The 12,482-nt window shown below is 56.5% G+C and carries 7 protein-coding genes and 2 rRNA genes; 4 read left to right on the top strand and 5 right to left on the bottom strand.

Features of this window, described 5'->3' with window-relative positions:
• Nucleotides 1-5: 5 nt before the first annotated feature.
• The 4 genes from LLJ08_RS09710 (at nucleotide 6) to LLJ08_RS09695 (ending at nucleotide 5,708) form a co-directional block, all read left to right on the top strand.
• Nucleotides 6-635 (top strand): DUF7931 domain-containing protein, encoded by a 630-nt coding sequence (locus tag LLJ08_RS09710; protein WP_023446963.1) that lies wholly within the window; start codon nucleotides 6-8, stop codon nucleotides 633-635.
• Nucleotides 632-1,441: a secretin N-terminal domain-containing protein gene (locus LLJ08_RS09705; protein ID WP_228208827.1), complete on the top strand. Its 810-nt coding sequence runs from the start codon at nucleotides 632-634 to the stop codon at nucleotides 1,439-1,441. Before LLJ08_RS09710 ends, LLJ08_RS09705 begins: the two co-directional genes overlap by 4 nt.
• 483 nt (nucleotides 1,442-1,924) lie before the next feature.
• A complete protein-coding gene (locus LLJ08_RS09700) occupies nucleotides 1,925-3,520 on the top strand; it encodes an isocitrate lyase (protein ID WP_228208826.1) in 1,596 nt (531 codons plus the stop codon).
• A gap of 193 nt (nucleotides 3,521-3,713) precedes the next feature.
• Nucleotides 3,714-5,708 (top strand): PhoX family protein, encoded by a 1,995-nt coding sequence (locus LLJ08_RS09695; protein WP_228208825.1) that lies wholly within the window; start codon nucleotides 3,714-3,716, stop codon nucleotides 5,706-5,708.
• A 54-nt stretch (nucleotides 5,709-5,762) separates the two neighbouring features.
• Here the strand turns inward: LLJ08_RS09695 and LLJ08_RS09690 are convergent, their stop codons facing one another.
• The 5 genes from LLJ08_RS09690 to LLJ08_RS09670 form a co-directional block, all read right to left on the bottom strand.
• Nucleotides 5,763-6,812 carry an AI-2E family transporter gene (locus LLJ08_RS09690; RefSeq protein WP_041013682.1) on the bottom strand — a complete coding sequence of 350 codons (1,050 nt, stop codon included), beginning with the start codon at nucleotides 6,810-6,812 and terminating at the stop codon, nucleotides 5,763-5,765.
• A 122-nt stretch (nucleotides 6,813-6,934) separates the two neighbouring features.
• Entirely contained in the window at nucleotides 6,935-8,251 is a 1,317-nt protein-coding gene (locus tag LLJ08_RS09685; protein WP_228208824.1) for a Na+/H+ antiporter family protein, read from the bottom strand.
• A gap of 222 nt (nucleotides 8,252-8,473) precedes the next feature.
• Nucleotides 8,474-8,830 carry a 6-carboxytetrahydropterin synthase QueD gene (gene queD, locus LLJ08_RS09680; RefSeq protein WP_014820063.1) on the bottom strand — a complete coding sequence of 119 codons (357 nt, stop codon included), beginning with the start codon at nucleotides 8,828-8,830 and terminating at the stop codon, nucleotides 8,474-8,476.
• A gap of 334 nt (nucleotides 8,831-9,164) precedes the next feature.
• Nucleotides 9,165-9,280: ribosomal RNA gene (gene rrf / locus LLJ08_RS09675) — 5S ribosomal RNA — on the bottom strand.
• A gap of 133 nt (nucleotides 9,281-9,413) precedes the next feature.
• A 23S ribosomal RNA gene (locus LLJ08_RS09670) occupies nucleotides 9,414-12,304 on the bottom strand.
• Nucleotides 12,305-12,482 lie beyond the last annotated feature (178 nt).

Genomic DNA, 12,482 nt, shown 5'->3' with positions numbered 1-12,482 from the left:
GCCGTATGAGCGACAGCGCCCCTGACGAAAGTAGCGATCAGGCCGAACTCCCGGCCATAGACTTTCACTCTCCGGGGCGTTTTGCCGTTCACAACCCCCAAGCCGACCTTCCCGAGCCTCTCGCTTGGAGAGCGGCCGCCTTTGAGCTTGGACAGGACACCGAACTGCAACGCTTCAGCGAACCCAGTGAGGTTCGCCAGCATGCTTTGGCCATGCTGCAGCAGGCGACTCGCTCGCTGTGCATCTACAGCACGGATCTGGAACCCTGGCTTTATCATCACAGCAGCGTTCAGCAGGCTTGCACTCGCCTACTGCTGGCCCACCCGCGCAACCGCCTGCGTATCTTGGTCGGCGACCCGACACGAGCGATCAAAGAAGGCCACCGTCTTCTGCAGCTTGCTCGGCGATTGACCAGCAATGTACATATCCGCAAGCTGAACCCCGATTATCCCGAGCAGAGCGGCGCCTATCTGATCGCCGATGATTGTGGTCTGCTGCAACGCCCCAAGGCTGACCAATACGCCGGCTATGCCCTGTACCACGACCTCGCCCGGGTGCGCATACGCCAAGCGGAATTCGACAAGGCCTGGGAACATGGATTAGCGGATGCAAACCTGCGGAGTTTTCTGCTATGAGCCCTCGAATCTTTCTGCTGTCCGTTGCTGTCAGCATCTGTCTTCCGTTACAAGCGGCGACCGAAGTCATTCAGCTCGACAACCGCATGGCCGAAGACGTTATTCCCGTAGCGGAGTCGGTGCTCGGTGGCCAGGGACGGGTCACAGCCTACGGCAGCCAGCTGATCGTCAATGCACCGGACGCGCTCATCAGCGAACTGCGGCAGGTGATCGATCAGCTGGACGTCGAGCCCAAGCGTCTGCTCATCAGTGTCGATACTCAGGACTCGGCCAGCAGCTCCGCAGGCGGTTATCAGGTGGACGGTTCGGTACGCTCCGGCGACGTGGAGTTTGAAACCGGACGCGGAGAGATTGGTGGGCGTGATCGGGTGCGAATCATCCGCCGCAGCACGAACAGCAGGGATGGCGGCGTTCAGCAGGTTCAGGCCAGCGAGGGTTATCCGGCGCTGATTCAGGTGGGCCAGAGTGTGCCGCTGACCACCCAGGGCACAGATGGCTACGGCCAGATCTACCAGCAGACGCAATATCGCGACGTTCTCCGCGGCTTCTACGCCACCGCCACAGTGCACGGCGACCGGGTGCAAGTCACCATAAGCAGTACCCGAGACCGGCTTGCGCATGGCCGTGGTGGCGTGGTGGAGGTTCAGAACGCGGACACTCGGGTAAGCGGTCGTATCGGTGAATGGATCACCATCGGCGGCGTCGATGAAAGCGCGAGCTCCGAGCAGCAAGGCACGTTACGTCGCTATTCCACCCAAGGCGGCCAGAACCTGTCGATGCGCCTCAAGGTCGATGTTCTGGACTGAACATCAGCAGGTCCCTGACAGCCACGCCACGATGTAGTGCCCCGAAAAAAACACTACAAAACGATTGACGATGCAATTTCAGCGGAGCATTATTGCCCCGCTCCCGCTAACCAGGGGCCCTGGCAAGGGTCTCCGGGGCGTGCTCAAGCCAACCAGCCGAGCCGTTCCGTGACTGTACTGCCCACAAGGCGGACTGACGAGGTTGCGACTGGAACGAGTCGTCCTGAGGGACGGGGTAGCGATTGACGCATCAGCCAGACTGAAAGCTTCTCGTTGTTGTAGCGCACACGGCAGCCACGCCGGCTGTGGGCGCAGCAACCGGAACCAGCCCGGCGGTCGTATCCCCCCTTCTCTTGGTTCAATCCTCGTCCCGGTCGATATTTCGACGCTCTGCCGCGTGTTGCCCGCAATGATCAGCGATAGCACGTAGGTTTCGGTGGGAAAAGTCGGTGCTCAACCACACTCATTTTTGAAGGATTGAACATGTCCGCATATCAAGACGACATCAAGGCAGTTGCCGCCCTGAAAGAGCAATACGGCAGCAGCTGGGCCGCCATCAACCCTGAGTCCGTCGCTCGCATGCGCGCCCAGAACCGCTTCAAGACCGGTCTGGAAATTGCTAAGTACACCGCCGACATCATGCGCAAGGACATGGCCGAGTACGACGCCGACTCGTCCGTCTACACGCAGTCCCTCGGTTGCTGGCACGGCTTCATCGGTCAGCAGAAGCTGATCTCCATCAAGAAGCACCTGAAGACCACCAACAAGCGTTACCTCTACCTGTCCGGCTGGATGGTTGCTGCTCTGCGCTCCGAGTTCGGCCCGCTGCCGGACCAGTCCATGCACGAGAAGACTGCCGTTTCCGACCTGATCGAAGAGCTGTACACCTTCCTGCGTCAGGCTGACAGCCGCGAGCTGGACCTGCTGTTCACCGCTCTGGACGCCGCTCGCGAAGCTGGCGACAGCGCCAAGGCTGCCGAGATCCAGAACCAGATCGACAACTACGAAACCCACATCGTACCGATCATCGCCGACATCGACGCTGGCTTCGGTAACCCGGAAGCCACCTACCTGCTGGCCAAGCGCATGATCGAAGCAGGCGCTTGCTGCATCCAGATCGAGAACCAGGTTTCCGACGAGAAGCAGTGCGGCCACCAGGACGGTAAAGTGACCGTTCCCCACGCGGACTTCCTCGCCAAGATCGCAGCTGTGCGTTACGCCTTCCTCGAGCTGGGCATCGACAACGGTGTGATCGTTGCTCGTACCGACTCCCTGGGTGCCGGCCTGACCAAGCAGATCGCCGTGACCAAAGAGCCGGGCGACCTGGGCGACCTGTACAACTCTTTCCTGGATTGTGAAGAAGTCTCCGCTGCCGATCTGAACAACGGTGACGTGGTTCTGAACCGCGAAGGCAAGCTGCTGCGTCCGAAGCGTCTGCCGTCCAACCTGTTCCAGTTCCGCGCTGGCACCGGTGAAGCACGCTGCGTACTGGACTGCATCACCTCGCTGCAGAACGGTGCTGACCTGCTGTGGATCGAAACCGAGAAGCCGCACGTTGGTCAGATCGCGGCCATGGTTGACGAAATCCGCAAGACCATCCCGAACGCCAAGCTGGTCTACAACAACAGTCCGTCGTTCAACTGGACGCTGAACTTCCGTCAGCAGGTCTTCGATGCGTTCGTCGCCGAAGGCAAAGACGTTTCCGCCTACGACCGCGCCAAGCTGATGAGCGTCGAGTACGACGAAACCGAACTGGCCCAGGTTGCAGACGAGAAGATCCGTACCTTCCAGCGCGACGGTTCGGCTCACGCCGGCATCTTCCACCACCTGATCACCCTGCCGACCTACCACACCGCAGCGCTGTCCACCGACAACCTGGCCAAGGGGTACTTCGCCGACCAGGGTATGCTGGCGTATGTGAAGGGCGTTCAGCGTCAGGAACTGCGTCAGGGCATCGCCTGCGTCAAGCACCAGAACATGGCTGGTTCCGACATCGGCGACAACCACAAGGAGTACTTCGCTGGCGAAGCCGCTCTGAAGGCAAGCGGTAAAGACAACACCATGAACCAGTTCCACTAAGAATCGGTTCGCGGCCCTCACCGGCCGCGGGTGTTAACAAAAAGCCTCGGCATCTGCCGAGGCTTTTTTTTGCGAGCAAGCAGACTGCGTAGACGGGGCGACATTTCGTCGGCACGACCCCTACCTGTCATTCTGTTGTCGCATATCGAATTTAGCGTCATGACTCCGACAAAAATCGTAATGGAGCTGTGCCGTGACTACTGAGAACAACGACATTTTGTTTGGCAACGGGGACGAGTTGCCCAGTAACCACTCGACGAACCCACACATTCAGGATGTGATCTCTGCTAGCCGTCGAAAGGTAGTGGTTGGCGGCGCAGCCCTGGGAGCCATGGCCTTTCTCGGTGCGGCTATTCCCGGAATTTCGCGAGCGGCTGAACCATCCGCGCAAGGACTCAAGGACCTCTCCTTCCGCCGCCGTACCCGTCTGCCGTTTTCGCCAGTGGCGGTAACGCGGGCCGATGCTATTACCGTTCCTGCTGGCTATTCCGCGACCACTTTCATTCCATGGGGCACCCCGATTACCGGTAGCTACCCGACCTGGATGGAAGACGCGAGCAATAGCGCCGAAGACCAGGCTCAACAAGTCGGCATGCATCACGACGGAATGCATTTCTTCCCGATGAACGCAAAACTCGGCGGGCGCCAGAGCGATCACGGCTTGCTGGTCCTAAATCACGAATACATTCAAGCGCCTCTGCTCCACCCCAACGGCCCGACGGTGGTCGATGGTAAGCGTGTCGATGTCGACGAGGTCCGCAAGGAAATCAACGCCCACGGCGTTTCGGTAATAGAAATCCGCCGCGGCCCGCGTGGCGATTGGTCGGTCTTGCCGACAGCCCGTAACCGCCGCATTACGGGTGCCACGCCGATGCGCATTGAAGGCCCCGCGCGCGGCCATGCGCTGATGCGCACCCGCTACAGCCCGAGCGGCACCTCAACCCGCGGAACCCTTAACAACTGCGCCAACGGGCATACGCCTTGGGGTACCTACCTCACCTGTGAGGAAAACTGGGCAGGTTACTTCGCCACCGCCGACAGCGACCTACCTCGTGAACTTAGCCGCTATGGTGTGCGCGGTAGCGGTCGTTATGGCTGGGAGACAGTTGCCGGCGATGAGTTCGAGCGCTTCAACGCCTCGCGCATCGCGACCGGTCCACAAGCGGATTATCGTAACGAGCCCAACACCTTTGGCTGGATCGTCGAGATAGATCCGTTCGATCCGAACTCAACACCAGTCAAGCACACGGCCCTCGGCCGTTTCGCCCACGAAGGACTGGTGTTTGCCCCCGTCAGGCCGGGCCGCCCCGTTGTCTGTTATTCCGGCGACGATTCACAGAACGAATATATCTACAAGTACGTCAGCCGCGACCGCTATCGGCCGCAGCGAAGCGATGGGCGGCTGCTGGACGAGGGGACTCTCTATGTCGCGCGTTTCAACACCGACGGCAGTGGCGACTGGCTCGCTCTCGATCATGCCGATCCGGCCTTCCAGCGGGCCTGCGAGACCGCCGGCGTTCAATTTGCCGATCAAGGTGAAGTCCTGATCAACACCCGTCTGGCCGCCGACATCGTCGGAGCCACCAAGATGGATCGCCCAGAATGGGGGGCGGTTAACCCAGATAGCGGTGAGGTCTACTTCACCCTCACCAACAACAGCGGACGCAAGGAAACCGACGCCTCCAATCCGCGAGCACCAAACGCATTTGGTCACATCATTCGCTGGCGTGAAGCGAGCCGCGACTTTTCAGGCACGCGATTCAACTGGGATATCTATTTGCTTGCCGGGCCACAGGACAACAGCCGGGGGCCGAAGGGTCGAGCGCTGGATGAAAGCAACATCATGGCCAGCCCGGATGGGTTGTGGTTCGACGACGAGGGTCGACTGTGGATTCAGACTGACATGAGCGGTAGCCAACTGCGCAGCGGGCCGTTTGGTAACAATCAGATGTTGGTTTCCGACCCCAGAACCGGTGAGACCAAACGGTTTCTCGTCGGGCCTCAGGGCGCTGAGGTAACCGGAATCACAGCTACACCGGACTTCCGGACCCTGTTCGTCAACATCCAGCACCCTGGCGAAGACTCGACCGCGACGAACTACACGAGCACGTGGCCGGACGGGCCGGGTCGCAGACCCCGCTCAGCAACCGTCATCGTCACGCGGGACGACGGAAAGCGCCTGATGTAACTGCGGAGGGGCCAAGCCGCAAGGCTGGCCCCCCTATCAATCCACTGACCACACTCAAGGCTCATCTGGTGAGGTGAAAAGGCCCCAGGTCGATATGAATAGCGCCGCGACCAGCGGGCCGATCACGAAACCATTCAGTCCGAACAATGCCAGCCCCCCCAGCGTCGAGATAAGCACGACGTAGTCCGGCATCTTTGTATCCTTTCCAACCAGAATCGGTCTGAGGATGTTATCCACCAGGCCGATTACCAACACACCATAAAGCGTGAGTATCACGCCCTGCCAGATCGCGCCGGTCATCAGGAAATAGATGGCTACCGGCGTCCATATCAGGCCCGCCCCGACAGCGGGCAACAATGACAGGAATGCCATCAGCACTCCCCACAGCAGCGCCCCGGAGATCCCGAGCACGGCGAAGATGATTCCGCCGAGCGCTCCTTGGGTAACGGCGACGACAATGTTTCCTTTTACCGTCGCGCGTACGACTCGCGTGAACTTGCTGAACAGGCGCCGCTTCTGAGCATCGCTGAGCGGAATGGCCTTCCTGATACGCGCCACCAGATCACGCCCGTCGCGAATCAAGAAGAACAGCAGGTACAGCATGACAAAGAAGCTGACCAGAAACTGGAACGTCCCCTGGCCAAAACTGAACGCTTTTGTCGCGAGGAACTGACTTCCCTCGAGCGCCCCAGAGGCCAGCCGTTCACGCATGGAATCGAGGTCACCGAAACCGAAGCGCTGAAGCTGCAGCTGGATCGATTGAGGCAGCAGCTCGCGGAAGTTGACGACCCAGCTGCCGATGTCCAGCTCGCCACTTTCGATCTGCTTGTAGAGGATCGCCCCCTCTTGAACCAGCATTCCGGCGATCAAAATCACCGGCAGTACGGCGACCAGCAACGAAACTAGCAAGGTGATCAGAGCTGTCAGGTTGCGTCGCTGGCTAAACCGTCTGTAAAGATAGCGCTGCAAGGGGGCGAAGATGATCGCCAGTATCACCGCCCAGAAGACTGCCCCATAGAACGGCAGCAGGATCCAGCCAAAAGCCAGAGACACCACCACCAGCAGCGCAAGAAAGACCTTCTGCTCGAGCCTCGAATTGTCCATTGTTGACCCAGTCGCTGCGTTTGGTTCTGTTTAGTCAACGAGCGACGGTACGAGTGCGGGTCTGGCAGATGATTCAGTGTCAGGCCGGGGTTAGGCGTACAGCTGACACTGAATTTGATGCGTTACAGCGTCATTGCCGCCAACCAACCAAATGCCAGAAGTGGCAGGTTGTAATGTAGAAACGTCGGCACGACAGTATCCCAGATATGATTGTGCTGACCGTCCGCATTCAAGCCGGCGGTCGGACCGAGAGTGGAGTCGGATGCGGGAGAACCGCCATCGCCCAGAGCGCCGGCAGTCCCGACCAGACTGACGATCGCCAGCGGACTGAAGCCCAGCGCGACACCTAGGGGAACAAAAATCGCGGCAATGATCGGCACTGTGGAAAAAGAAGACCCAATTCCGATGGTTACCAGCAATCCCACCAGGAGCATCAACAGCGCGCCGACAGCCTTGCTGTCGCCGATCCATTGAGTCGAAGCGTCTACCAGCAACTTGACCTCGCCCGTTTCACGCATCACCTCGGCAAAACCAGCGGCCGCGATCATGATGAAGCCAATCATGGCCATCATCTTCATCCCGTCGGTGAACAGGTCATCCGCTTCGCGCCAGCGCACCACGCCGGAAACGGAAAAGATCACGAACCCAGCAAGCGCGCCAAGTATCATCGAGTCCAGCCAAAGCTGAATCACGAAGGCCGCTGCAACTGCGACAGCAGCCACCAGCAGCGTGAGGGGACTGTAGGTCACTGTAGTTTTTTCAAGCTGCTCGACACGCACGAGGTCGTATTCGCGGGGCTTTCGATAGCTATAAAAAGCAATCAGCAATCCCGCGAGCATCCCGATTGCGGGGATCAGCATTGCCTGCGTGACTTTGATTCCAGTTACATCCACTCCACTTTTAGCAACGTTTGCCAGCAAGATCTCGTTCAAGAAAATATTGCCGAACCCGACCGGGAGAAACATATACGGGGTAATCAGACCGAACGCGAGCACACATGCGATCAAACGCCTATCGATCTTCATCTTCGACAGCACAAAAAGCAGCGGGGGAACCAGTAGGGGAATAAATGCGATATGAATAGGAAGGATATTCTGTGAAGAAACAGCAACGGCAAGCAGCAAGCCGATCATCATCCACTTGACCGCCCCGCCCCCTTGCGCTCCTTGCTTTCCAACCAAAGCTAGCGCCTTGTCAGCAAGGGCGTGAGCCAACCCGCTTTTTCCAATGGCAACGGCAAACGCACCCAGCAACGCATAAGACAAGGCAACTGTTGCGCCACCGCCTAGCCCCTTGTTGAATGCCGCCAAGCTACCCTCAATTCCCAAGCCACCAATCAAACCGCCAGCCATAGCTCCAGCGATGAGCGCGACCACTACATGCACACGGCAAAGACTCAGGATTAGCATGATGCCAACAGCCGCAACAACTGCGTTCATTAAACTCTCCATACAAACGACAAACGTCGCGAAAAAACGCCGTACTCTGCAATAACGGAACTGGGGTGTCAAAAGCAGATCTGCACGATAAGCAACTTACACGTATCTACCTGGGCAACGCGCTGGCACGAGAATGCTTTACCCAAATGCCTACTTAGCCCACCTTTGTCTGATATAGATGCCAAGCATAGGAATGATCAGACCGCACGCTCTGGGCAATGCTTAATCGCCGCAGTATTCACAACCGCTTGTACAGGTTTCATGAATACGGATGCGCGAAAGCTCAGGCAGAAGCGGTTTGAGCTCAGTCCAGATCCATTTCGCAAGATTCTCGCTTGTAGGGTTTTCTAACCCAGGAATATCGTTCAGATAATTGTGATCCAGCAGCTCATACAACGGCTTGAAGACAGACTTGATTTCACCAAAATCCCGGATCCAGCCCGTATGCGGATCCACCGTACCGCTGATATATAACGCCACCCGGAAAGAATGCCCGTGCAGTCGGCCACATTTGTGTCCCTGCGGTACATTCGGCAAACGATGTGCTGACTCAAACGTAAACTCTTTGAATATTTCCACTAGATAGACTCACAGTCTGGTCGCCAGATTGAGGGGCGATTTTACGCATTTTGACAGCGTGGCACATGCATTACACCAGCTGTAGATGCTGGGCGATGAGCGAATGAATGGCTGTGGAAGTGCTGAAGCACTAACGGCACACGGCGGAACCGGAAAACTGCAAAGGACTACGTGGTTGGTCACCCCCGGCTCCAGGCAGACGAAAACAGCACAAGATAACTGCAGTTCAGCTGCACTATCGGCAATTCCAGCACCGCCTTAGCGCCTTGTGCTTTTCTCTGCCCCAAAAGCAAACCCCCGACCAGCTTACGCGGGTCGGGGGTTTGGGAAAGGAGCTTGACGATGACCTACTCTCACATGGGGAGACCCCACACTACCATCGGCGATGCGTCGTTTCACTACTGAGTTCGGGAAGGGATCAGGTGGTTCCAACGCTCTATGGTCGTCAAGCAATTCAGTTGCTGCCTCGGGGTTTAGCCGCTGCAGCCAATCGGGTATGTGATGAATTGGTATTGCGTGTTCGTGCAGATTTTCGGTCTGTTTGTCGACTTTCCGTCTAACAGCCAAATTGTTTGGGTGTTATATGGTCAAGCCTCACGGGCAATTAGTATTGGTTAGCTCAACGCCTCACAGCGCTTACACACCCAACCTATCAACGTCGTAGTCTTCGACGGCCCTTCAGGGAGCTCAAGGCTCCAGTGAGATCTCATCTTGAGGCAAGTTTCCCGCTTAGATGCTTTCAGCGGTTATCTCTTCCGAACGTAGCTACCCGGCAATGCCACTGGCGTGACAACCGGAACACCAGAGGTTCGTCCACTCCGGTCCTCTCGTACTAGGAGCAGCCCCTCTCAAATCTCAAACGTCCACGGCAGATAGGGACCGAACTGTCTCACGACGTTCTAAACCCAGCTCGCGTACCACTTTAAATGGCGAACAGCCATACCCTTGGGACCGGCTTCAGCCCCAGGATGTGATGAGCCGACATCGAGGTGCCAAACACCGCCGTCGATATGAACTCTTGGGCGGTATCAGCCTGTTATCCCCGGAGTACCTTTTATCCGTTGAGCGATGGCCCTTCCATACAGAACCACCGGATCACTAAGACCTACTTTCGTACCTGCTCGACGTGTCTGTCTCGCAGTCAAGCGCGCTTTTGCCTTTATACTCTACGACCGATTTCCGACCGGTCTGAGCGCACCTTCGTACTCCTCCGTTACTCTTTAGGAGGAGACCGCCCCAGTCAAACTACCCACCATACACTGTCCTCGATCCGGATAACGGACCAGAGTTAGAACCTCAAAGTTGCCAGGGTGGTATTTCAAGGTTGGCTCCACGCGAACTGGCGTCCACGCTTCAAAGCCTCCCACCTATCCTACACAAGCAAATTCAAAGTCCAGTGCAAAGCTATAGTAAAGGTTCACGGGGTCTTTCCGTCTAGCCGCGGATACACTGCATCTTCACAGCGATTTCAATTTCACTGAGTCTCGGGTGGAGACAGCGCCGCCATCGTTACGCCATTCGTGCAGGTCGGAACTTACCCGACAAGGAATTTCGCTACCTTAGGACCGTTATAGTTACGGCCGCCGTTTACCGGGGCTTCGATCAAGAGCTTCGCTTGCGCTAACCCCATCAATTAACCTTCCGGCACCGGGCAGGCGTCACACCCTATACGTCCACTTTCGTGTTTGCAGAGTGCTGTGTTTTTAATAAACAGTCGCAGCGGCCTGGTATCTTCGACCGGCATGGGCTTACGTAGTAAATACTTCACCCTCACCGGCGCACCTTCTCCCGAAGTTACGGTGCCATTTTGCCTAGTTCCTTCACCCGAGTTCTCTCAAGCGCCTTGGTATTCTCTACCCAACCACCTGTGTCGGTTTGGGGTACGGTTCCTAGTTACCTGAAGCTTAGAGGCTTTTCCTGGAAGCATGGCATCAACCACTTCGCTTTCTAAAAGAAAGCTCGTCATCAGCTCTCGGCATTAAGATCCCGGATTTACCTAAGATCTCTGCCTACCACCTTAAACAAGGACAACCAACGCCTTGCTGGCCTAGCCTTCTCCGTCCCCCCATCGCAGTAACTAGAAGTACGGGAATATTAACCCGTTTCCCATCGACTACGCTCTTCAGCCTCGCCTTAGGGACCGACTCACCCTGCGTCGATTAACGTTGCGCAGGAACCCTTGGTCTTTCGGCGTGCGAGTTTTTCACTCGCATTGTCGTTACTCATGTCAGCATTCGCACTTCTGATACCTCCAGCCAGCTTCTCAACTGACCTTCACAGGCTTACAGAACGCTCCTCTACCGCTCAACTTGCGTTGAACCCGTAGCTTCGGTACCTGGTTTGAGCCCCGTTACATCTTCCGCGCAGGCCGACTCGACTAGTGAGCTATTACGCTTTCTTTAAAGGGTGGCTGCTTCTAAGCCAACCTCCTAGCTGTCTAAGCCTTCCCACATCGTTTCCCACTTAACCAGGATTTTGGGACCTTAGCTGACGGTCTGGGTTGTTTCCCTTTTCACGACGGACGTTAGCACCCGCCGTGTGTCTCCCGTGCTGACACTTGCTGGTATTCGGAGTTTGCATCGGTTTGGTAAGTCGGGATGACCCCCTAGCCGAAACAGTGCTCTACCCCCAGCAGTGATACACGAGGCGCTACCTAAATAGCTTTCGAGGAGAACCAGCTATCTCCGAGCTTGATTAGCCTTTCACTCCGATCCACAGGTCATCCGCTAACTTTTCAACGGTAGTCGGTTCGGTCCTCCAGTCAGTGTTACCTAACCTTCAACCTGCCCATGGATAGATCGCCCGGTTTCGGGTCTATTCCCAGCGACTAGACGCCCTATTAAGACTCGCTTTCGCTACGCCTCCCCTATTCGGTTAAGCTCGCCACTGAAAATAAGTCGCTGACCCATTATACAAAAGGTACGCAGTCACCTAACAAAGTAGGCTCCCACTGCTTGTACGCATACGGTTTCAGGTTCTATTTCACTCCCCTCTCCGGGGTTCTTTTCGCCTTTCCCTCACGGTACTGGTTCACTATCGGTCAGTCAGTAGTATTTAGCCTTGGAGGATGGTCCCCCCATATTCAGACAAAGTTTCTCGTGCTCCGTCCTACTCGATTTCACTTCTAAGACCTTTTCGCGTACAGGGCTATCACCCACTATGGCCGCACTTTCCAGAGCGTTCCGCTAAAATCAAAGAAGCTTAAGGGCTAATCCCCGTTCGCTCGCCACTACTAAGGGAATCTCGGTTGATTTCTTTTCCTCAGGGTACTTAGATGTTTCAGTTCCCCTGGTTCGCCTCACACACCTATGTATTCAGTGTGTGATAACCATCTTATGATGGCTGGGTTCCCCCATTCAGACATCTCCGGATCAAAGTCTGTTTGCCGACTCCCCGAAGCTTTTCGCAGGCTACCACGTCTTTCATCGCCTCTGACTGCCAAGGCATCCACCGTATGCGCTTCTTCACTTGACCATATAACCCCAAGCAATCTGGTTACTGTCTATAACGTGAAGACGACATTCGCCGAAAATTTGCATAGAGAACACGCAAATTTTACCTTGACTTGAATAATCACCAGTGAAAGTGACCACTCAAATCTACTTCTATCACATACCCAAATTTTTAAAGAACAGTTCTGGCGCAAAGACCA

This window comes from Stutzerimonas chloritidismutans, assembly GCF_020783375.1.
Lineage (GTDB): Bacteria > Pseudomonadota > Gammaproteobacteria > Pseudomonadales > Pseudomonadaceae > Stutzerimonas > Stutzerimonas kunmingensis.
The sequence above is the reverse complement of the archived record's forward strand: the minus strand, read 5'-3'. Positions and strand labels throughout refer to the sequence as shown.

Excerpts from the sequence above, each read along its gene's own strand:
- LLJ08_RS09710 (WP_023446963.1), top strand. The coding sequence starts at position 6 with ATGAGCGACAGCGCCCCTGACGAAAGTAGCGATCAGGCCGAACTCCCG.
- LLJ08_RS09705 (WP_228208827.1), top strand. The coding sequence starts at position 632 with ATGAGCCCTCGAATCTTTCTGCTGTCCGTTGCTGTCAGCATCTGTCTT.
- LLJ08_RS09700 (WP_228208826.1), top strand. The coding sequence starts at position 1,925 with ATGTCCGCATATCAAGACGACATCAAGGCAGTTGCCGCCCTGAAAGAG.
- LLJ08_RS09690 (WP_041013682.1), bottom strand. The coding sequence starts at position 6,812 with ATGGACAATTCGAGGCTCGAGCAGAAGGTCTTTCTTGCGCTGCTGGTG.
- LLJ08_RS09685 (WP_228208824.1), bottom strand. The coding sequence starts at position 8,251 with ATGAACGCAGTTGTTGCGGCTGTTGGCATCATGCTAATCCTGAGTCTT.